Below are 21,754 nucleotides of genomic sequence, written 5' to 3' on the forward strand. Positions count from 1 at the left end.
TCCTTTTTATACTTCCTTTTCTGCCTTCAGATAAACCTGATAAATGGCATCTACCACTTCATCAATATTCATTTCCGAGCTGTCAACTAAAACAGCATCCTCTGCCTGACAGAGCGGTGATGTTTCGCGGTGCATATCGCGGTAATCGCGGTCGATGATATCTTTCTCAATTTCCGCAAGATCACAGCTTACACCTTTTTCCGTCAATTCATCGAAACGACGTTTCGCACGTGTTGCCGAACTTGCTGTCAGATAAATTTTCACCTGGGCATCCGGAAGCACACATGTTCCGATGTCCCTTCCATCCATAATCACATCTGCTGACTTTGCAAGCTGACGCTGCAGCTCAACTAACTTTTCGCGGACTACCGGATAAACACTTGTGGATGATGCCATATTTCCAACTTCCTCATTACGGATCACACCATTTACATTCTCTCCGTTTAAAAGTACCTGCTGTTCGCCGTTTTCATAGGTAATCGTAACATCTACATCCGGACAGGCAGCCGCAATTGCACTCTCATCTTTTGCATCAATATCATGCTGTAAAAAATAATACGCCATTGCGCGGTACATTGCTCCCGTATCCACGTAGATAAAACCAAGTTTTTTTGCCAGGCGCTTTGCGATCGTGCTTTTTCCTGCCCCTGCCGGTCCGTCAATTGCAATATTCATACTCATTTTTTATTTCTCCTTCTATCTTAACCAGATATGCTTTTTGCATCTTGCAAAAGCATAATTTTTAAATGCCTTATTTTTCTGTCTGCGCAGCAGATACCCCCGCAAGATATCCAGTCGACCAGGCAATCTGTAAATTATAACCACCTGTCATCGCATCAAGGTCTAACACTTCTCCACAGAAATATAAATGCGGTACCAGTTTTGATTCCATCGTGGACGGATTCACTTCCTTGACCTTTACGCCACCCTTTGTGATAATTGCCTCATTAAAATCGCGCAGTCCGCAAAGTGTAACAGGAAATGCCTTGATCAGTCCGATAAAACATCTGCGCTCTTCTTTTGTAATCTCATTGACTTTCTTCTCCGGATCGATTCCGCTAAGTTCAAGCATTACCGGGATCATTTTTGCCGGGAAAAGTCCTCCAATCGAGTTTTTAAACTGTTTATTTTTTGCCTCATCAAACTCCCTCAGCAGGCGATGGTCTAACTGTTCTTCGCTAAGTGCCGGCTTTAAATCTATAAACATGGAAAGTTCTCCTGCCGTAAGAGACGGTTTTATCGCCGCACTTGCCGACAAAAGCAATGGCCCGCTGACGCCAAAATGCGTAAACAACATCTCGCCGAACTCCTGATATAACAATTTCTTTCCATTTAAAATACGCACTTCTACATTTTTTAAAGCCAGTCCCTGCATCTGCTGCACATATACCTCTTTTGCAAGAAAGGGAACAAGCGACGGATGGATATCCGTTACCGTATGCCCCATCTCCTTTGCAAAGCGGTAACCATCCCCTGTAGATCCGGTTGTCTGATAGGAAAATCCGCCTGTTGCAACGATCACCGCATCTGCCTGCATTGTAGTGCCGTCTTCTAACTTTACCCCGGTGACAACATTCTGGAACATATCATCCACAGACGGTTCCTCTAACAGTCTCTGCACCTGTGTATGCAGCATTATCTTTACTTTTTTCTCTTTCAGCACTTTTTGTAATGTGGCGATCACATCTGAAGAATGATCTGAAACAGGGAACACTCTGTTTCCACGTTCTATCTTCGTCCGAAGTCCGTTGCTTTCAAAAAAATCAATTACTCTCTGATTATCATAAGAATAAAACGCACTGTACAAAAACTTTGCATTGGTCATGATATTAGCAAAGAGATTATCCATATCTCCTGCATTGGTGATGTTGCAGCGTCCTTTCCCGGTGATATATAGTTTCTTTCCTAATTTTTCATTTTTCTCAAGCAGTGTAACCTGACTTCCTGCTTCTGCTGCAGCGATCGCAGCAAACATTCCAGCCGGTCCTCCACCTATTACAATGATTTTATTCATGAAAATCGCTGTCTCCTATTTTGGCATATCGCATTTTTATCGAATCATCAATCGCATTGATCTCATCATTTTCATAAACCTGATATTCATCCCAGATTCCTTCTAACATTTCTAACGTCTTTGCCACATCCCTCTGCTTTTTCATACAAAGAGCAACGATCAGGGCATTGATCACACTGAGCGGTGCAACCAGTGAATCGACAATAGAAGCCATGTCACTGTCCGCGATCAGGTTGCAGGAAGAATATAAATTCATTGGCGAATGTACACTGTCTGTTAATGTAATAACTTTCGCACTGCGGTTGTTCGCAAACTCCATTGCTTTTAGTGTACGCATGGAATATCTTGGAAAACTGATACCAATGATCACATCTTCTTTTCCGATACGTACCATCTGTTCAAAGATCTCACTAGAACTGCTTGTCTGTATCAGATGTACGTTTTCAAACATCAGAGTAAAATAAAATGCCATAAATGACGCAAGCGGTGCACAGCTTCTGATTCCTATTATATAAATGTGTTTTGCATGTAAAATGGTATCCACCGCCATTTCAAATGCTGTCTGGTCTATTTTTTCCAGTGTACTGTTAATCTTTTCCGCATCTGACTTTAAAACAGATTCTAATATTTTTGACTGGCTGATCCTGCCATAGGTAACTTCCATACGCTGGATAGAATTTAATTTATTACGCACCAGTTCCTCTAAGGCACTCTGAAATTCAGGATATCCCCGATAACCAAGGTGCATGGCAAAGCGTACTACCGTGGATTCACTGACTCCGACTACCTCACCTAATTTTGCTGCTGTCAAAAATACTGCTTTATCATAGTTATCCGTAATATAAGTGGCAAGCAGTTTCTGTCCCTTGCTCAATTTACTGTATGACTCGTTGATCCGATTACTCAAATCATTTTTACTGCCCATAACCCCTCGTTCCTGTCATGATTATGACATTGTCTGCAATTTGTGATATGTCTTTGCACACCAACATTTCTATTATACCAAAACTTTTTCTTTTTGTCAGCTTTGAATCATTTTCATTTTGTAAAATTCACCTTTTTGTTCCATCAGCTCCTCAAATGTACCATATTCCACACAATGTCCATCTGCAAGAACCGCTATTTTATCCGCATCCCGAATCGTCGACAGACGATGTGCAACTATAAATGTTGTCCGTCCTTTTGTAAGATTTCCAAGTGCTTCCTGTATCAGTTTCTCAGAAATACTGTCCAAAGCAGACGTAGCTTCGTCGAGAACGATTACTTCAGGGTCACGGATCAGTGCTCTTGCAATTGCTATACGCTGCCTTTGTCCTCCTGAAAGTTTTCCTCCATGTTCTCCAACTACAGTATCAACACCATGTGGAAGACTTTCCATCAGATCTGTAAGATTTGCTGCCCGGATGACACGTTCTAATTCTTCATCCGTAACATGTTCGTTCCCATATGTAATATTTTCACGGATAGTTCCGGAAAACAAAATGGATGTCTGCGGTACAACAGCCAGATGCTTTCTGTATGTACGCAGATCTATTTCTTTCATATCATTACCATCTAAAAGAACTTTTCCCCCATCCGCAAGATGAAATCCGATCACAAGATTCAAAATGGTTGATTTTCCCGCACCGGACTCCCCGACTAATGCGATTGTCTCTCCCTGTTTTATATGAAGATTAAAATGGTTCAGCACCGGTTTATCACTGTTCTTATAATGAAAAGAAACATCGCAGAAATCAAAAGTTCCAGTTACATCCTCCAACTGTTTTTTGCCTTCATTCTGTTCCACATCCTCTGAAAGAAGCACTTCACCAATGGAATTAACAGATTCAATTCCCTTTGCGATTGTCGGGAGAAGCGTCACGATTGCAGACACCTGATTGACAACTGTTGCAAAATAGCTCTGATAAAGAGTAATATCTCCCGCCATGATACGTCCGCGCAGCGCAAGATAGCCGGTAAATGCAAGACAAACGACCTGAAACACCTGAAATACAGCCCATCCAACCGAGCCAAACAATGCCTGTACAAGATCCAGTTTATATCCTTTTTCGGCAACTGCAAAAAGCTGTCCACTCATTTTGTGTACTTCTTCATCCTCTAAGGCATGCGCTCTTGTCACCGGAACAAGTTCCACCATTTCCATCACACGAGCGGACGTTTCTTCCATTTCTTTTCGAAATTCCGTATTACGTTTTTTCATGACAGAACGAAACGAAACCATGGTAATTGCAGCAACCGGAGTAGTCAGCAGGAAAAAGACAAACACAATCCTGCTTTTCGACGCTGTAACGACCAGTGCGACCCCGATATTTAACGCAATATTTAAAATACTTAAGAACATCTGTGTAGAAAGTGTTTCAACAGCCTCCACATCACGCATGATCTTCGACTGCAGTCTGCCGGACTGCGTCTCCACATGATAAGCAATTGACAACTGTTGCAATTTCCGGATCAATGCTTTCCGGAGTCCTGTTTCCACATAACGCGTTGCAAGACTTTTATAAGATGTATAAAGATAATTCATCGGAATATTCAGTGCGATCAGACCAGTTTCAAGAATTACACTAAACCAGATATTTCTGACTGTATCCGGATTTGCAGTCGTGACATCATTGATAATATTTGCAGTTATGATCGGAAGAACCCACACGCAGGCATGTTTTATAAAAAAACAGATCACAGCCATAACAAATTTATGATAATTTCCTTTATAAAGTGCTATCAGGATCTGTATCGGATGTCCTTTATGTCTCTGATAACTCTCTATAAACCAGTTTTCCGTATCTATGCCACTTTTTGGCAAAGTCTTTCGTTCAAAATCATTCATTTTTTCATATCCTTTAAAATTTATAGGATGATTCTAATTCTTTTTTATACAAAAAGCAATATTTCACATTGTTCATTCTGCAAAACAAAAAAATGCCATAACAGTATCTTAAGATACTGTTATGACATCTTTTGTCAATATTATTTCTGCTTATACCGGATATGCACCATTCTTTGTATCTGCGATTGTTGCATCTACTTTTTTCTGCTGTGCCTCACGGTATTTGAAGAACTCAGTTGCAACCTGTGGGAATAATGCGTAGGATAATACATCCTCATCCTGCTGTTTCCACTGTTTCATCTCAGCTTCAATCTTGTCAAGTTCTGGCTCTAACAGATCTGCCGGACGACATGTGATCGCATTCTTCTTCTCATCACCTAATACTTTATCGACAACTTCCGGATTGAACGGTTTTACAGTCTGACCATATTTTCCGAGAAGAACATCTTTTGTCTCTTTGGTAGCTACTTTGTAACGCTCACCCATTAATACGTTAAATACAGCCTGTGTACCAACGATCTGTGAAGAAGGTGTAACAAGCGGTGGCTCACCGAGATCTTTACGAACACGTGGTACTTCTGCAAGTACTTCCTCGTATTTGTCTTCTTTGCCCTGCTCTTTTAACTGGGAGATCAGGTTGGATAACATACCACCCGGTACCTGATATAATAAAGTCTTGATGTTTACACCTAATACTTTCGGGTTCATCAGACCGCTCTCTAATGCTTCCTCTCTCATCGGACGGAAGTAATCTGCGATCTCAGCCAGTTTGTTCTGGTCTAAACCGGTATCAAACTCTGTACCCTTAAATGCCTCTACCATAACTTCAGTAGCCGGCTGGGATGTTCCAAGTGCAAATGGAGACATTGCTGTATCAATGATATCGCATCCTGCCTCAACTGCTTTCATGTATGTCATGGAAGCAACACCTGATGTATAGTGTGTATGTAACTCTAACGGGATATCGATCACATCTTTGATCGCACGAACCAGTTCGTCTGCTTTCTGAGGAACTAAAAGTCCTGCCATATCTTTGATACATACAGAATCAGCTCCCATATCCTCTACTCTTTTTGCCATATCAGTCCAGTAATCTAAGGTATACGCATCACCAAGTGTGTAAGATAAAGCAACCTGTGCATGTCCTTTTTCTTTGTTACATGCGCTTACTGCTGTCTGAAGGTTACGAAGATCATTCAGACAGTCAAAAATACGGATGATATCAATACCGTTTGCGATAGATTTCTGAACGAAATACTCTACCACGTCATCTGCATACGGACGGTATCCTAAGATATTCTGTCCACGGAATAACATCTGTAATTTTGTATTTTTGAATCCGTCTCTTAATTTACGCAGACGATCCCATGGATCTTCTTTTAAGAAACGAAGGGATGCATCGAAAGTAGCGCCTCCCCAGCACTCAACAGCGTAGAATCCAACCTTGTCCATTTTATCTACGATTGGAAGCATCTGCTCTGTTGTCATTCTTGTTGCGATCAGAGACTGATGAGCATCACGCAGTACTGTCTCTGTTATTTTTAAAGGTTTTTTAACAACTTCAGCCATTTTTTCCTCCTTATACAGCGAATCTGTTTTTGTTCCGCTGTCTGATTAAATTCCAAAGATTGCCATAAATACACCAGCTGCTACTGCTGTACCGATAACACCGGCAACGTTTGGTCCCATTGCATGCATAAGTAAAAAGTTCGTAGGATCTTCCTCTGCACCAACTTTCTGTGATACACGTGCAGCCATAGGAACTGCAGATACACCAGCAGAACCGATGAGCGGGTTGATCTTGCCTTTGGTAATGAAGCAGAGTAATTTACCGAACAATACTCCGGCTGCTGTACCAAACATAAATGCGATCAGTCCAAGTGCAACGATCTTTAAGGTTGTTGCATTTAAGAATGCCTCAGCACTTGTTGATGCACCAACAGATGTACCAAGTAAGATAACTACGATATACATCAATGCATTAGATGCTGTCTCCGATAACTGACGGACAACACCACACTCACGGAACAGGTTACCAAGCATTAACATACCAACGAGCGGAGCTGTGGTCGGAAGGATCAGACATACGACAACGGTTACCACGATTGGGAATAAGATTTTCTCAAGTTTGGATACCGGACGTAAATTCTGCATCTTAATGGCACGTTCCTTTTTCGTTGTAAATAACTTCATGATTGGTGGCTGAATGATCGGCACCAATGCCATGTAAGAGTATGCTGCTACAGCGATCGGACCCATAAGACCGGACTGTCCAAGTTTTCCTGCAAGGAAAATGGAAGTAGGACCATCTGCACCACCGATGATAGAAACGGCTGCTGCTGCTTTATCATTGAATCCCATCAGGATTGCAAGGAAATATGCGCCGAAAATACCAAACTGTGCTGCTGCTCCTAAAAGGAAGCTGATCGGGTTTGCGATCAGAGGTCCAAAATCGGTCATCGCACCAACGCCAAGGAAAATAAGGGATGGCAGGATTGACCATTCATCTAAGGTATAAAAATAATGGAATAAACCACCGACACCGTTACTCATCTGTTCCGGAGTTGCAAAGATATCCGGATAAATATTTACCAGAAGCATACCAAATGCGATTGGAACGAGTAACAACGGTTCAAACCCTTTTGCAATAGCCAGATACAGGAAAATACATGCAACTAAGATCATTACGAAATTTCCCCATGTCAGGTTGAAAAAGGCAGTCTGATGAAGGAGGTTGCCCATTGTCTCAGTAAAATAACTCATTGTTATCCTCCTAAAATTAGTTGTTTAAAGTTGCCAGTAATGCACCTGCTTCTACCATATCACCAACACTTACATTGATGCTTGCTACAGTACCATCTTCGGTAGCAACAACCGGTGTCTCCATTTTCATGATTTCAAGAACTAAGATTGTGTCACCTTTCTTTACAGATGCGCCTACAGAAGACTCGATCTTAAATACTTTTCCTGCTGCACCTGCTTCGATCTTAACATTGCCTGCGCCACCTGCCTTCGGAGCTGCTGCCGGTGCCGGAGCTGCTGCACGTCTCGGTGCTGCTGCCGGTGCGCTTACTGCACCATTTTCTTCTACAGTAACATCATAAACATTTCCATTTACGGTAATTGTATAGCTTTTCATTGAATCATCCTCCTGTGATCATTACTTTTTTAACGACATACTATTTTATAACTTGTCTTTTTTCGTCTATCTTCTATGAATAGAACGTACTACGAATCCATCTGCTGACGTTCCTTCTGCCGCTGCGATCGCTGCAGAAATAACTGCAACCAGTTCTAAATCGTCGGTAAGAGAAGCTGCTTCCTCACGCTGTTCGATCTGGTCTACTACAGGATCTGCCACTTCTTTCTTTGCACCAGCATTTGCTTTTTTGTTCTGTAAATACGGAATTACTTTAAAGCAGCTGATGATCAGACTGATCAGGATAAGAACTACGAATACGGTTCCCATTCCCATCAATGTATTCATGCCGGCTTTTTCCATTTTCTCACCAAGTGAATACACAAAATCTGCACTGGCATCTGTAAGTTCCGGTGATTCTGTTTCGTAATTATATTCATATACATATGAAACAACTACATCTCTGTCTGAGAAATGTAAAACCTGATCTGCAGTCACGGTTTTCTGTGCTTTCGTCACAGTAAGCTCTCCAAGTCCCTGATATGAACCTAAATCCGGAACTGTTTCACCCCAGGATGTCAGTAAATGGGCAAACGCAGCCATTCCGTTGGAATCATAATATTCTGCACCGCTTTGTATATCTTCATCTGAAAATGAAACAAGCGCAGATACTGTCTGCTCCATGTTATCCTGAATATCAGAATAGCTCATACCAAAATAATCAACGCTCTTAGGATCCGTTCCACATGCTGTCATTGCCAGAACCATAAAGCAAAGACAAAGCATAAGAGATAATTTTTTCTTCATAACTTCACCTTTCTATTTTGTTCCATGTTTCTTGTCCGGTACACCTGCACATTTTGTATATAATAATTCAAATGCATCTACAAGGTACTTTCTGGTGTCTGCCGGATCTAAAATAAGATCTACATAACCGCGTCTTGCTGCAGTCATGACACTAGACTGTAATGCATCATATTCTTTTGCTTTTGCTGCAAGTTCGTCTGCAGATGCATCTGCGTACATGATCTTAGCTGCAAGATCTCCATCCATCATACCGATCTTTGCATCTGTCCATGCATATGTAAAATCTGCTCCGATTGCTTTGGAGTTCATTGTCACATAAGCACTTCCGATTGCATTTCCGGTAATTACGTTAACTTTCGGGCAGGTTGCATCAGCAAACGCCATAGTCATACGTGCAAGTGCTTTTGCAAGTCCTTTTTCTGCACATACAGTAGCTGCATATCCTTTTACATTTGTTAAAGACAATACAGGGATCTCAAATGCATCACAGAAATTAACGAACTCTGCTGCCTTGTTGCATCCTCTTGCTGTTAAAGCTCCGGAGAACTCTTCTGCTTTTTTGCCTTCTTCATCATAAACTTCTGAACAGTTTGCAACTGCGCCGACTGTCATTCCGTTTAACTGGATAAATCCGGTTACCATGTCTTTTGCGTAGTTTTTCTTTGTCTCAAAGAAAACATGTCCGTCAGAGATCTCGCTGAGTAAATATCTCGGATCACCTTTCATAGCTGCCATGTTCTCACATGCACGGTTTAAATCATCCTCACATTCAGATGTATATACATCTCCTTCGTTATTTAAAGGAAGAATGCTTACTAACTCACGAATCTGTGCAATGATCTCATCCTCTGTTCCAACTGCATCGATGCAGCCATTCTTCTCACTCTGGAACTCTGCTGAGGATGTATCGCATTTTTCAATACGGTTGCCATCGATCGCATTCGGGGAGTTGATGAACATTTTTCCTTTGCTCTCCATAAATGCAAAATCAGATAATGCAGGTACTACTGCAAGTCCACCGCCACAGCTTCCGAAAATAGCGGAAATCTGTGGAACAACGCCGGATGCTGCGACCTCCTTTGCGTAGATCTCACCAAATCCGTTTAATGCATCAACAGATTCCTGTAAACGCATTCCGGCGCAATCGATAAATCCGATCACCGGTGCTCCCATTTTCATTGCCATATCATATACGGCTGCGATCTTCTTTGCATGCATCTCTCCGATAGTACCGTTTAATACGGCTGCATTCTGGCTGTATACAAATACCAGATTGCCATCCACCAGACCATGTCCGGTAATTACACCATCGGACGGTGTATCTGTGTCTGCAAGATTAAAGTCTGTATTTCTTGCGGTTACGAGAGAACCGATTTCCATGAAACTGTTCTCATCGACTAACTTGGTAATACGCTGCATTGCCAAGCTATCATTACTACTATTCATCCTTTTTGCCCTCCATCTATAAAGTTTGTTACCACATCTTTCGACATGGTACATAGTGAATAATGTAAAAATATAACAAATTCCGCTAGGATAAATTATAGATGGTCGGTGACAAATTTTCAAGTGAATTGTTAATTTTTTGACAGTTTTTTTTCACATACATAGTGTTTTGGGCATTTACAGTGGAAATAATTCGGCTGCTTTTTTTATGCACCAGCAAAAATCTATTTTTTTTACCGTCTCCTTTACCGTAACTGTACGTTTTGCCAGAATCTCATCCCCAAGCAGATATGTAATTTCTCCTGCAAAATCCCCATTCATTACCGGTGCATAAAGTTTTGGCGTCACTTCATACTTTACCTGTATTTCCTGCTCATTTCCAATCAACAGTGCTGTCAGTCCTTCTATCGGCGATATTTCCAATTCTGTTCTTACCTCTCCACCGATCTTTTTACTCTGCCCGCCTTTCACCTCTACAGCAGCAGATTCCTTTGTGTTCAGCTCAATCTCATCCAGTTTTATTTTTTTAAACATTGTAATTCCATACTGCATAAGTTTCTTCGCATCTGCCCACTTATATGTTTTATTGTTCGGCCACCCGCAGGCAAGCAGTGCTACAATAAAAGTCCTGTCATCACGCTGTAATGCGCCTATATAACAGTATCCCGCATTACCGGTAAACCCAGTTTTACCGGACAATGCCCCATCCATCATCTGCAAAAACGCATTATGATTGTAACAGGTATAACTGTTTTTCCCATCCATATCATGAAACTGATATTGCCCTTCCTGTGTGATCGTAAGAAACTGTCCCGCCATCTTAGAACCTTTGATACAATACCGCATAATCAGCGAAAGATCCGCCGCTGTCGTATGGTGAAAACCGTCTTCATCTTTTGCATCCAGTCCGTTTGGTGTAATAAAATAGCTGTCCTCACAGCCGATCTCTTTTGCTTTATCGTTCATCATTGCTGCAAAATCAGCCGTTGTGCCTGCGATATGTTCAGCGATTGCCACTGCACAGTCATTATAAGATTCTAACATCAGTCCGTACAGCAGATCCTTCAGATAAAAACGCTGTCCTTCCCTCATACCAAGATGTACTTTCGGCTGTGAAGCTGCAAGTGCACTCACGGTCACTTCACTGTCTAACTCACAATTTTCAAGTGCAATGATACAGGTAAGAATTTTTGTTGTACTCGCATTTGCCATCGCCTGATGTCCGTTTTTTTCATACAGGATACGTCCGGAATCCGCATCCATGAGCACCGCCGACCTTGCATACAAAGAATTCTGATCCGGCTCTCCCATTATTTTCTCCATCTGCACATTCCCACTTTGTTCAAAAGCTTCCACCACCTGTATACCGTTTCCAATTAAAATTACAGTAATAAGTATCCACGCCAGCAGCTTTTTCCACATATGCAAAACTCCAAAAAAGTATTTCATCAATCCTTATGTACACAACATCAAAAACATGTGCATTTACATCAAAAAAAATACATATAAAACCGGATCAGATATCCAGTTTCATATGCATTTCCGCTTCTGCTTCCTGTTTAAATTCCTCAACCTGGACCGGACTTGGCACAGGGAGTTCATCTATCGAATGTACGCCAAAGCTCCTTAAGAACTCTTCTGTCGTTCCAAAAAGCAACGGACGGCCCGGTGCGTCAAGTCTTCCCAATTCACATACCAGATTATACTCTACCAGTTTATTTACTGCATGGTCGCAGGAAACCCCTCTTATCTTTTCAATTTCTGCTTTTGTGATCGGCTGTTTGTAGGCGATGATCGACAGCGTCTCAAGTAAAACATCGGTCAACACATGTTTTTTCGGCTGTTTGGCAATTTTTACCAGATATTCATACATTTCTCCTTTTGTACACATCTGGTAAGAACCGTCAAGTTCCATGATCTTGATCCCGATACTGTCATTTTCGTAGCGTTTCATCAGATTTTCCACGATCTTTTTTGTCTGTTCTGTATCAAGTTCGAGTGTTTTTGCTATGCGTTCCAATTCCACTGACTCTCCCATCGTAAACAGGATTGCCTCAACGATTGCTTCATATTTCTTTTCTTCCATGCCAGTCCCCATTTTGCTCTGCAGCTACGCAGCAATTTTTGATTCAATTTTTATATCATCGAATGTGTATTCCTGCGAAACAACTATCTTTCCAATTTTCATCAGTTCTAATATTGCAAGAAATGTCACAACCACTTCCATTTTCCCGGACTGCGCTTCTAAAAGGCTCCGGAATGAGAAATGTCCGTGATGCATGCTGTACTCTTCCACATACGACATCTTATCGGAAAGTGACACTTCCTCTTTCTCAATTTTTCCAAATTTAGAGCGGACCGGATCGATCTTGTCCGCCTGTTTTTTTATGATAGACTGAAATATATCGTTCAATCTTGCGAGTGTGATACCGGACATCAGTTCATTCACATCTACCGGTTCTTCATATGCAAGCACTTCCGGCGGAATCGTCGGTACTTTATACAGGACTTTTTCCGCATCGATCTGACGATCCTTAAGTTCATATGCCATACATTTATACATTTTATATTCCAATAACTGCTGCACAAGTTCGGCTCTTGGGTCTTCCTCCTGCTCATCTTCACTTTCTTTTGCAGGAAGCAGCATTTTGGATTTAATATCAAGTAATGTCGCCGCCATCACAAGGAATTCGCTCATCACATTTAAGTCCTGTCTGCGCATCTCAGCAATATATTCCATGTATTGGCTGGTAATCTCCACGATCGGAATATCATATATATTTACTTTATTTTTTTCCAATAAATGTAAAAGCAGATCCAGTGGACCCTCAAACACCTGAAGCTTTACTGTTAATTCCATCTATGTAACACCCTCTCATTCCACAAATAATGATTTTACCGTGGATTCCTGCAAAATTCAAGATTTTTATGCATAATGTACATCCCGTACTCCTAAAATAAATTATAACAGAACCCTACGGAGGGCATATTTTTGAAATTTGTGGTTTCCTTTCTGCTTAGTCTTAATCTTTTTATGCAAAGCACATTATTTCCTGTATCTTCCTGTTTCACTCCGGGCACTGCAGACTCTATCTCATTTAGCTCTAATACAGAAACTGTACCGGCTGCTGATTTAAATATTTCCGCACCAAGTGCAATTTTAATGGAGGCATCTACCGGAGCCATTATCTATGAAAAAAACTCCCACGAATCGAGACATCCGGCAAGCGTGACCAAGATCATGACTCTGCTTTTGATTTTTGATGCTCTTTCCTCAAAACAGATTTCTTTCGATGATACTGTGACTGTCTCCGAGCACGCAGCCAGCATGGGAGGTTCACAGGTATTTTTAGAACCAGGCGAAACACAGACCGTCGATACGATGATCAAATGCATCAGTGTCGCAAGTGCGAACGATGCCTGTGTTGCCATGGCAGAACATATTGCCGGCTCAGAGTCAGAATTTGTCCGCATGATGAATGAACGTGCCAAAGGGCTCGGCATGAATGATACCACATTTATCAACTGTTGTGGTTTAGACGCCGATGGGCATATGACCAGTGCAAACGATATTGCCTTAATGTCACGCGAACTGATCACAAAATATCCAAAAATCCACGATTACTGTACGATCTGGATGGAAAATATCACCCACACTACTGCAAAAGGTTCCTCTGAGTTTGGGCTGACCAACACCAATAAACTGATCAAGCATTACCAGTACGCCACCGGTCTGAAAACCGGATTTACCAATACTGCCATGTACTGTATTTCTGCAACTGCAAAAAAAGACGGCATGGAACTGATTGCTGTCATCATGGGTGCACCCGATATCAAGTCCCGCTCTGCTGATGCTACATCACTGTTAAATTACGGATTTGGGAAATGCAGGATCTACTGTGACAATCATGAAGATAAACTAGACGCCCTTCCGGTAGAAAAAGGCCTTGCTGATTCTGTCGGCATCATCTACCAAAGACCTTTTCAGTATATGACAACAGATGGAAGTGATCTTTCCGGCATTACCAAAAGCATAGAACTGCCGGAAAGTGTGACAGCGCCTGTAAAAAAAGGCGGCACTGCCGGAAAAGCGGTGTATTTCCTGAACGGAACACCCATCGGCAGTGTCAGTATCGTATATACAGATACAGTTAATGCTGCAGAATATAAAGATTATTTTTGCCGCACCCTCCTGTACTTTGTTCCATGAGATATTTCAAACGATCTACATCACACATTTTTGCCAGTCCCATCATCATATGCTACAACAATGGTGCAAACAGACGCATCAGACTTTGCACCATACGTACTGGAAGTTTTCTCTCCCTGCAGAATGCCACGTCCATCTCCTCTGACTCAGCAAATGTCTTAAGGCAGTCTTCTTTTACCTGCATGACTGCCTTAGACTGATACATAAATACACCACATTCAAAATGTAAAAACAGACTCCGGTAGTCAAGGTTCACACTGCCGACTGTTGCAATTTCATCATCACAGACAAAACATTTTGCATGGATAAATCCTGGTGTATATTGAAAGATCCTTACACCATTTTTTAAAAGCGGTTCATAATATGACTGTGTCAGAAGATAGACTGCTTTTTTATCCGGCACTCCCGGTGTCACAATTCTTACATCCACACCGCTCTTTGCCGCATTAGAAAGGCAGATCAGCATCTCATGGTCTATGATCAGATACGGTGTGAAAATATATACATATTTTTTTGCACGGCTTATGATATTTAAATAAATATTTTCTCCGACATTTTCATTATCCAGAGGACTGTCTCCATATGGCTGCACAAAACCATCCGAATCAGTTTTTTTCTGCTGATATACCGATGGCAGAAACCTGCTGTAATCTTCTGTGGAACGATTAATATAGTTCCACATTTCAAGGAACATTGCCGTAAGACTCCAGACAGCCTCTCCCTCAATCCTGACTCCGGTATCTTTCCAGTAGCCAAATCTCTGTACTTTGTTGATGTATTCGTCTGCAAGGTTGATTCCACCTGTAAATCCGATATAACCGTCCACCACAAAAATCTTTCTGTGATCACGGTTGTTCATCACCACAGAGATCAACGGTTTAAATGGGTTAAATGTCACGCAGGGGATTCCTCTCTCCTGCAGCTTCTTATAATATCCAAAGGAAATAGAATTGATACTGCCGACATCATCATAGATAAACCGCACATCCACTCCTGCTTTTGCCTTTTCTTCCAGAATATCCAGGATTGCATTAAACATATACCCTTCCTCGATGATAAAATATTCGAGAAAAATAAAATGTTCTGCACCACGCAATGCCTCTAACATATCCGGGAACATTTCTTCCCCGCATCTGTAATATTTCGTCTGTGTATTCTGATATAAAGGGAAGCCTGCCCATTTATCAATATAAGATGACTGCAGATATGCCGACCGGCTTTCTTTTTCCAATTCCTCTTCTGCTGCGATATCTCTCTGAAACAAGGCTTCTACCTGTCGGTTAACTGCATCCATTCTCTCTCTGGTATGTTTTGTCAGACCTGATCTTCCAAACAACAGATATACCATAAGTCCGAAAACCGGTGAAAGCAGTATCAAAAATGTCCACGAAAGTTTATTCGCCGGATTTGTCCATTTATTGACGATGACAAGTACGACAATGATCGCAATCACACGTACGAGCAGATTGACATATGTGAACTTGTAGCTAAGCTGCCACAATACAACACATAACCATAACACCTGTAAAATGATCGCCATGGCTACTACAAAAAATCTTCCAAATATGAGATGTAATATTTTCTTCATACAAAACTCCATTTCTGCGCTGTTTTTTAATAAAATAAAGTTTTATTTCATCGCAGGCATGTGCTTATTGTAATAATTTTCCGTTCAAAAGTCAACGGACGAGATAATCCACATGTATCATTCCCCAGCCGGTTTTTCCAAGCTGCGTGCTTCGCGGATATGCTCTCTCATAAAGGCGAAGTTTCATTTCTGCCGGAGTAAACGATGGATATTTTTCAAATGCCAGCGCAAGTGCCCCTGATACAACCGGTGCTGCCATAGAAGTCCCGCTTTTTACCTGATATCCCATTGCATCCCTGCTGCAGCTCGTAATCCCGGTTCCCGGCGCAAGAATCTCCGGTTTGACAATGCAGCATGCAGTCGGTCCTCTGCCACTATATCCTGTTTTTAAAACTTTTCTCCCATGGTCACTGGTATCATCATCACTGCTTCCGACGGTCAGTACTTTTCTTGAAATACCCGGTATCGTCACAGTATTTTCTTTCGGTCCGTTGTTTCCTGCAGCAGCAACCACCATGATTCCCTCATCCCACAATTCATCGATCGCATGCAACAGTTTTCTCTGCTCTTCCAAACCCGCTCCAGGCAGCATTCCAACGGATATATTTAATATTCTGATATGATGCAGTTTTCTGTTTGCTTTCACCCAGTTTACAGCATCAAGTACCTTTTTAGTATTTCCATTTCCATTTTCGTCTAATACTTTTAACATGATGATCCTGCATTTTGGTGCAACGCCACTGTATCTGCGGACGTTATGTGCAGTACCTTTCACATACTGTTCCGACATTTTTCCATTTCCTGCAATGATCCCAGAAACATGCGTCCCATGCCCATTATCATCATACATTTCATTTCTTCCATTACAAAAATCCTTAAAATATATAATCCTGTCTTCAAAATCCGGATGTGGGACAATGCCGGTATCCATCACTGCAACCGTAATATTCTGCCCGCTAAGTCCTGATCTGTATGCATAATCTGTGTGAATGATCTTCTTAACCCGATCCATAGCAGCCCCCTTCTATTAAAAAACTTCCATATTATTATATGAAAAAGTATTCTTTCTGCTAAAAAATGATAAGAAAATGTTAATTTTTTCTGAAAATTCAGAAGAATGTTTGACAGCCGGAATGTTTTTTCTTAAAATAAATAATAGTTAATTAGTGAACTATTATGGTTTGCTTTAAAAATAAAAAAAGAAAGTAGTGTGATGCCATCTTGAACAAAAAACTCAAAGAAAAATTTGACGAATCCGTAAACGCGGTTCTCCCGATCACTGTGATCGTACTTCTGCTCTCTATTTTTGTCGTCCCCATGGAAACAGGTACGATTGCCCTCTTCCTAGTCGGTGCATTTATGTTGATCATTGGTATGGCTTTTTTCCAGCTCGGTGCAGAAACTGCCATGACTCCTCTCGGCGAAGGCGTTGGTTCTTCCATTATGAAAACAAGAAAACTTCCTATTTTAATCGGTGTTTGTTTTCTAATGGGTATTATCATTACTCTTGCAGAACCGGATCTTCAGGTTCTCGCAAATCAGGTTCCTTCTATTCCAAACAATACTCTGATCTTTACGGTTGCACTTGGTGTCGGTGTATTTCTGGTAATCGCCGTACTCCGTATTCTTTTCCGGATCAGTCTTCCAGTCCTGTTGTGCATTTTTTATATTGCGCTGTTTCTTCTTTCTTTTGCGGCACCTGCTGATTTTATCGCAGTCGCATTTGATTCCGGCGGTGTGACAACAGGTCCTATGACAGTTCCTTTTATCATGGCGATCGGTGTTGGACTCTCCGCCACCAGAAATGATAAAAATGGTTCAAGCGACAGTTTCGGACTGATCTCTTTTTGCAGCGTCGGTCCGGTTTTGATGGTTCTGCTGCTTGGCATCTTTTATCATCCAACCGGTGCCGCTTACAATGAAACAACAATTCCTGACGTGATCACCATGCAGGATGTAATCCGCGAATTTGTACATATGGTACCGGATTACGCCAAAGAAGTACTTCTGTCCATTCTTCCGGTACTTTTTGTTTTTTTGATTTTCCAGCTTATTTCCAGGCGTTATCACCGCCCGCAGATGATCAAGATGATCATCGGTTTTCTCTACACGATCATCGGTCTGATTCTTTTCTTAACCGGTGTAAATGTCGGATTTGCGCCTGTCGGAAGTCTTCTTGGAAGCAGTCTTGCCGGACAGCCATGGAAATGGATCCTGATTCCGATCGGTGCTCTGATCGGTTATTATATCGTAAAAGCTGAGCCTGCCGTTCAGGTACTGAACCGCCAGGTTGAAGATGTCACAAACGGTTCTATTTCAAGAGACACTATGAATTTAAGTCTGTCGATCGGTGTATCCGCCTCAGTTGCGCTTGCTCTGCTGCGTGTTCTTACCGGTTTAAATATTTACTGGCTTTTAATCCCCGGCTATCTGATCGCACTGATTCTGACACGATTTGTACCCAGAGTATTTGTCGGTATTGCATTTGACTCAGGTGGAGTTGCAAGTGGTCCTATGACTTCCACTTTCCTGCTTCCTCTCGCCATGGGTGCCTGTACTGCAATCGGAGGCAATGTCGTAACAGACGCTTTTGGTGTTGTCGCCATGGTTGCCATGGCACCACTCATTGCAGTTCAGGTTATGGGAGTTTCTTATAATATCAAATTAAAGAAAGCAAGTACCCCTGCCGCTGCACTCATTGGAATTGACGATAATGAGATTCTGGATTTTGAGGAGGAATTTTAACGATGCAGGAACAGAAAAAAAGAGAGGTTTACCGTTGTCTTGTAATTATTACAGATTCCCATATCCGGGAACGATTATGTGAATTTTTAGCAGATTCCCATATACCGGTCTACTATCAGATGCATGGAATCGGCACAGCCAGCTCGGAATGGCTGGAATTATGTGGTCTTGGAAGCATCCAGAAAAGTATTACACTCTGTTTTATTCCAAATGAGCGCAAGAAAATTCTGCTTGCTGAGATGAATCAGGCATTAAGTCTTCATAAGAAAGGAACCGGTATTGCCGTAAGTATTCCAATGAACGGCATGCAGGGTTTTCTCTATAAACTTTTAAATGAACATACAGCAGAATCAGACAGAGACGATGTTGAAAAGGAAGTGAAAAAAATGAGTGAAACAATTACACATGCCATGATACTTGTAACGATCAATCAGGGATACAGTGATGCTGTCATGAATACCGCACGCGCTGCCGGTGCAACCGGAGGCACAATTCTAAAAGGTCTGCGCTGCAGCCCCGGAAAATCAGCCGTCATTTTCGGTATCACGATCCAGGAAGAACAGGAAATTGTCGCAATCGTTGTTCCAAAAGATAAAAAAACCGAGATCATGCAGGCGATCAGTTCTGCTCATGGCATGGACTCTCCTGCACACGGCGTCGCTTTTTCCCTGCCGGTAGACGGAATTATGGGATTATAATGTCAATGATACATTCCGTCATGATTACCTGCTATCCAATCGCCGGTATTTGAATATAGTTACAAAAAGAACTGCGTGTTTTCAGATCAACACGCAGTTCTTTTTTCAGGTCTGTATACCAAAATATACAGACCATTTGCAATTTTCAAATTGTCTATCTTTTCTTATGCCTCTGCCGGAACATCCTTCATAGAGAAACTGATGCGTCCCATCTTATCTTTTCCAAGGCATACAACTTTAACCTTATCTCCTAATGTCAAGACATCTTCTACACGGTTGATACGCTCTTTGGAAATTTTGGAAATATGAACCATCCCCTCTTTACCCGGAGCAAACTCAATGAATGCACCAAACTCTTTGATGCTTACAACCGTACCGGTAAAAATCTGTCCCTCAGCAAAGTCAGTCGTGATGATCTTGATCATCTCGATTGCTTTATTCATCATCTCAGCATCTGTACCGCATACAGAAACTGCACCGTCATCCGTGATATCGATCTTAACACCAGTGCGGTCGATGATCTCGTTGATTGTCTTGCCTCTCTGTCCGACTACATCACCAATCTTGTCCGGATTGATCTGAATCTGAACGATCTTCGGTGCATACGCACTTACTTCTTTTCTCGGCTCTTCGATCGCTTTTGACATAACCTCATCCATGATGTAGATTCTTGCCTCTCTTGCACGGCTGATCGCTTCCTCAACGATCGGTCTTGTAAGACCATGAATCTTGATATCCATCTGGATCGCAGTGATACCTTTGTGCGTACCGGTTACTTTAAAGTCCATATCCCCGAAGAAATCTTCAAGTCCCTGGATATCAGTAAGAACAAGATAATCATCATCTGTATCACCGGTAACAAGACCACAGGAAATACCTGCAACCATTGCTTTAAGCGGAACGCCTGCTGCCATTAATGACATACAGGATGCACAGGTAGAAGCCATGGAAGTAGATCCGTTTGACTCAAATGTCTCGGATACAGCACGAATTGCATACGGGAACTCTTCCTCAGAAGGAAGTACAGCCATAAGTGCTTTCTCTGCTAATGCACCATGACCGATCTCACGACGTCCCGGTCCACGTGAAACCTTTGTCTCACCTACAGAATATGCAGGGAAGTTATACTGATGGATATATCTCTTTGTTGTAATATTCTCATCTAATCCGTCAATCTTCTGTACTTCAGAAAGTGGAGCTAATGTAACAACATCACAGATCTGTGTCTGTCCACGGGTAAACATTGCAGAACCATGAACTCTTGGAATCAGGTCAACCTCTGCTGCAAGTGGACGGATCTGATTGATTGCACGGCCATCCGGACGTTTATGATCTTTTAAGATCATCTTACGGACAGTCTTCTTCTGATACTGGTAAACAGCCTCACCGAGCACTGCTAACCATTCTTCGTTATCTGCAAATGCCTCAGCAAGTTTATCTGTAATCTCACGGATATTCTCTTCACGTTTCTGCTTTTCGTCGGTAAATACAGCTTCTTCCATCTGCTCCGGTGTTACGATTTCTTTCATTGCAGCAAACATTTCTTCCGGAATTGCACAGCTTGTGTACTCATGTTTTGGCTTGCCGACTTCTTCTACGATATGATTGATAAACGCAATGATCGTCTGGTTTACATCATGACATTTATAGATTGCCTCGATCATTTTCTCTTCCGGGATCTCATTCGCACCGGCCTCGATCATGATGACTTTCTCTGATGTAGATGCAACCGTAAGCTGTAAATCACCGGTATCCCATACTTTCTGGGACGGATTGATGATAAACTCGCCATCTACCATACCCATCTGTGTCATAGCACAAGGACCTGCAAATGGGATGTCAGAAATGGTAACTGCAAGTGCAGAACCGATCATTGCTACAACCTCCGGACGGCACTCTGTGTCAACAGACATAACCATGTTGTTGATGGTAACGTCATTACGGTAATCTTTCGGGAACAGCGGACGCATTGGACGGTCAATAACACGAGAAGTCAGGATCGCATTCTCAGATGCTTTTCCCTCTCTCTTATTGAAGCCTCCAGGGATCTTTCCAACTGCATACATCTTCTCCTCATACTCAACACTGAGCGGGAAGAAATCAACGCCATCTCTCGGCTTGTCCGATGCGGTAGCTGTAGATAAGACAGTTGTCTCGCCGTATTTTAATAATGCAGCACCATTTGCCTGGGCACACACTCTGCCGATATCAACAGTCAATGTTCTGCCGGCAAGTTCCATTGAAAAACTTTTATACATTCGTTTTCTCCTTTTCTCTGTG

Annotated in this window: 18 protein-coding genes; 3 read left to right on the plus strand and 15 right to left on the minus strand. The window is 41.9% G+C overall.

The window, feature by feature from the left end:
• Positions 1-6 precede the first annotated feature (6 nt).
• The 12 genes from cmk to DW650_RS01525 all read right to left on the minus strand — a co-directional run bounded on the left by cmk (position 7) and on the right by DW650_RS01525 (position 13,093).
• Positions 7-681, minus strand: a complete 675-nt coding sequence (gene cmk / locus DW650_RS01470; RefSeq protein WP_117920912.1) for a (d)CMP kinase — start codon at positions 679-681, stop codon at positions 7-9.
• A 70-nt stretch (positions 682-751) separates the two neighbouring features.
• A complete protein-coding gene (locus DW650_RS01475; protein WP_118208891.1) occupies positions 752-2,014 on the minus strand; it encodes an NAD(P)/FAD-dependent oxidoreductase in 1,263 nt (420 codons plus the stop codon).
• Positions 2,007-2,939 (minus strand): MurR/RpiR family transcriptional regulator, encoded by a 933-nt coding sequence (locus DW650_RS01480; RefSeq protein ID WP_118208892.1) that lies wholly within the window; start codon positions 2,937-2,939, stop codon positions 2,007-2,009. Before DW650_RS01480 ends, DW650_RS01475 begins: the two co-directional genes overlap by 8 nt.
• Positions 2,940-3,035: 96 nt before the next feature.
• A complete protein-coding gene (locus DW650_RS01485) occupies positions 3,036-4,841 on the minus strand; it encodes an ABC transporter ATP-binding protein (RefSeq protein ID WP_117920915.1) in 1,806 nt (601 codons plus the stop codon).
• A gap of 150 nt (positions 4,842-4,991) precedes the next feature.
• Complete coding sequence (locus DW650_RS01490) at positions 4,992-6,410, minus strand: oxaloacetate decarboxylase subunit alpha (RefSeq protein WP_117920916.1); 1,419 nt, start codon at positions 6,408-6,410, stop codon at positions 4,992-4,994.
• A gap of 45 nt (positions 6,411-6,455) precedes the next feature.
• Complete coding sequence (locus DW650_RS01495) at positions 6,456-7,604, minus strand: sodium ion-translocating decarboxylase subunit beta (RefSeq protein WP_055193117.1); 1,149 nt, start codon at positions 7,602-7,604, stop codon at positions 6,456-6,458.
• Positions 7,605-7,620: 16 nt separating this feature from the next.
• Positions 7,621-7,980 carry a biotin/lipoyl-containing protein gene (locus DW650_RS01500; protein WP_118208893.1) on the minus strand — a complete coding sequence of 120 codons (360 nt, stop codon included), beginning with the start codon at positions 7,978-7,980 and terminating at the stop codon, positions 7,621-7,623.
• Positions 7,981-8,046: 66 nt separating this feature from the next.
• A complete protein-coding gene (locus DW650_RS01505; RefSeq protein ID WP_118208894.1) occupies positions 8,047-8,787 on the minus strand; it encodes an OadG family transporter subunit in 741 nt (246 codons plus the stop codon).
• Between the two features lie 12 nt (positions 8,788-8,799).
• Entirely contained in the window at positions 8,800-10,233 is a 1,434-nt protein-coding gene (locus DW650_RS01510; RefSeq protein ID WP_118208895.1) for an acyl-CoA carboxylase subunit beta, read from the minus strand.
• A gap of 177 nt (positions 10,234-10,410) precedes the next feature.
• Positions 10,411-11,655, minus strand: a complete 1,245-nt coding sequence (locus DW650_RS01515; protein ID WP_118208896.1) for a D-alanyl-D-alanine carboxypeptidase family protein — start codon at positions 11,653-11,655, stop codon at positions 10,411-10,413.
• A gap of 94 nt (positions 11,656-11,749) precedes the next feature.
• Positions 11,750-12,319 carry an SMC-Scp complex subunit ScpB gene (scpB, locus tag DW650_RS01520; RefSeq protein ID WP_117920961.1) on the minus strand — a complete coding sequence of 190 codons (570 nt, stop codon included), beginning with the start codon at positions 12,317-12,319 and terminating at the stop codon, positions 11,750-11,752.
• A 24-nt stretch (positions 12,320-12,343) separates the two neighbouring features.
• Positions 12,344-13,093 carry a segregation and condensation protein A gene (locus tag DW650_RS01525; RefSeq protein ID WP_118208897.1) on the minus strand — a complete coding sequence of 250 codons (750 nt, stop codon included), beginning with the start codon at positions 13,091-13,093 and terminating at the stop codon, positions 12,344-12,346.
• Between the two features lie 132 nt (positions 13,094-13,225).
• On the opposite strand from DW650_RS01525, the gene DW650_RS01530 reads away from it, so the two are divergent.
• Positions 13,226-14,443, plus strand: coding sequence for a D-alanyl-D-alanine carboxypeptidase family protein (locus DW650_RS01530; RefSeq protein ID WP_118208898.1), 1,218 nt, complete (start codon positions 13,226-13,228; stop codon positions 14,441-14,443).
• Between the two features lie 52 nt (positions 14,444-14,495).
• Here DW650_RS01530 and cls read toward each other — a convergent pair whose 3' ends face one another.
• Positions 14,496-16,031 carry a cardiolipin synthase gene (cls, locus tag DW650_RS01535; protein WP_118208899.1) on the minus strand — a complete coding sequence of 512 codons (1,536 nt, stop codon included), beginning with the start codon at positions 16,029-16,031 and terminating at the stop codon, positions 14,496-14,498.
• A gap of 91 nt (positions 16,032-16,122) precedes the next feature.
• The gene (locus DW650_RS01540) at positions 16,123-17,043 is read right to left on the minus strand and encodes a S8 family peptidase (RefSeq protein WP_118208900.1); all 921 of its coding nucleotides are present in this window, start codon (positions 17,041-17,043) and stop codon (positions 16,123-16,125) included.
• Positions 17,044-17,252: 209 nt separating this feature from the next.
• Between DW650_RS01540 and DW650_RS01545 the strand changes: the two genes are divergently transcribed.
• Entirely contained in the window at positions 17,253-18,776 is a 1,524-nt protein-coding gene (locus DW650_RS01545) for a DUF1538 domain-containing protein (protein ID WP_118208901.1), read from the plus strand.
• A gap of 2 nt (positions 18,777-18,778) precedes the next feature.
• A complete protein-coding gene (locus tag DW650_RS01550; RefSeq protein ID WP_118208902.1) occupies positions 18,779-19,474 on the plus strand; it encodes a hypothetical protein in 696 nt (231 codons plus the stop codon).
• A 164-nt stretch (positions 19,475-19,638) separates the two neighbouring features.
• Here the strand turns inward: DW650_RS01550 and DW650_RS01555 are convergent, their stop codons facing one another.
• The gene (locus DW650_RS01555) at positions 19,639-21,732 is read right to left on the minus strand and encodes a polyribonucleotide nucleotidyltransferase (RefSeq protein ID WP_118208903.1); all 2,094 of its coding nucleotides are present in this window, start codon (positions 21,730-21,732) and stop codon (positions 19,639-19,641) included.
• Positions 21,733-21,754: the final 22 nt, after the last annotated feature.

This window comes from Roseburia sp. AM23-20, from assembly GCF_003470905.1.
Taxonomy (GTDB): Bacteria; Bacillota; Clostridia; order Lachnospirales; family Lachnospiraceae; genus Roseburia; species Roseburia rectibacter.

What these genes read in the sequence shown, in the direction of transcription:
- cmk (WP_117920912.1), bottom strand. Translation starts at nt 681, where the DNA reads ATGAGTATGAATATTGCAATTGACGGACCGGCAGGGGCAGGAAAAAGC.
- DW650_RS01490 (WP_117920916.1), bottom strand. Translation starts at nt 6,410, where the DNA reads ATGGCTGAAGTTGTTAAAAAACCTTTAAAAATAACAGAGACAGTACTG.
- scpB (WP_117920961.1), bottom strand. Translation starts at nt 12,319, where the DNA reads ATGGAAGAAAAGAAATATGAAGCAATCGTTGAGGCAATCCTGTTTACG.
- DW650_RS01550 (WP_118208902.1), top strand. Translation starts at nt 18,779, where the DNA reads ATGCAGGAACAGAAAAAAAGAGAGGTTTACCGTTGTCTTGTAATTATT.
- DW650_RS01480 (WP_118208892.1), bottom strand. Translation starts at nt 2,939, where the DNA reads ATGGGCAGTAAAAATGATTTGAGTAATCGGATCAACGAGTCATACAGT.
- DW650_RS01525 (WP_118208897.1), bottom strand. Translation starts at nt 13,093, where the DNA reads ATGGAATTAACAGTAAAGCTTCAGGTGTTTGAGGGTCCACTGGATCTG.
- DW650_RS01510 (WP_118208895.1), bottom strand. Translation starts at nt 10,233, where the DNA reads ATGAATAGTAGTAATGATAGCTTGGCAATGCAGCGTATTACCAAGTTA.
- DW650_RS01555 (WP_118208903.1), bottom strand. Translation starts at nt 21,732, where the DNA reads ATGTATAAAAGTTTTTCAATGGAACTTGCCGGCAGAACATTGACTGTT.
- DW650_RS01475 (WP_118208891.1), bottom strand. Translation starts at nt 2,014, where the DNA reads ATGAATAAAATCATTGTAATAGGTGGAGGACCGGCTGGAATGTTTGCT.
- DW650_RS01500 (WP_118208893.1), bottom strand. Translation starts at nt 7,980, where the DNA reads ATGAAAAGCTATACAATTACCGTAAATGGAAATGTTTATGATGTTACT.
- DW650_RS01540 (WP_118208900.1), bottom strand. Translation starts at nt 17,043, where the DNA reads ATGGATCGGGTTAAGAAGATCATTCACACAGATTATGCATACAGATCA.
- DW650_RS01485 (WP_117920915.1), bottom strand. Translation starts at nt 4,841, where the DNA reads ATGAATGATTTTGAACGAAAGACTTTGCCAAAAAGTGGCATAGATACG.
- DW650_RS01505 (WP_118208894.1), bottom strand. Translation starts at nt 8,787, where the DNA reads ATGAAGAAAAAATTATCTCTTATGCTTTGTCTTTGCTTTATGGTTCTG.
- cls (WP_118208899.1), bottom strand. Translation starts at nt 16,031, where the DNA reads ATGAAGAAAATATTACATCTCATATTTGGAAGATTTTTTGTAGTAGCC.
- DW650_RS01495 (WP_055193117.1), bottom strand. Translation starts at nt 7,604, where the DNA reads ATGAGTTATTTTACTGAGACAATGGGCAACCTCCTTCATCAGACTGCC.
- DW650_RS01515 (WP_118208896.1), bottom strand. Translation starts at nt 11,655, where the DNA reads ATGTGGAAAAAGCTGCTGGCGTGGATACTTATTACTGTAATTTTAATT.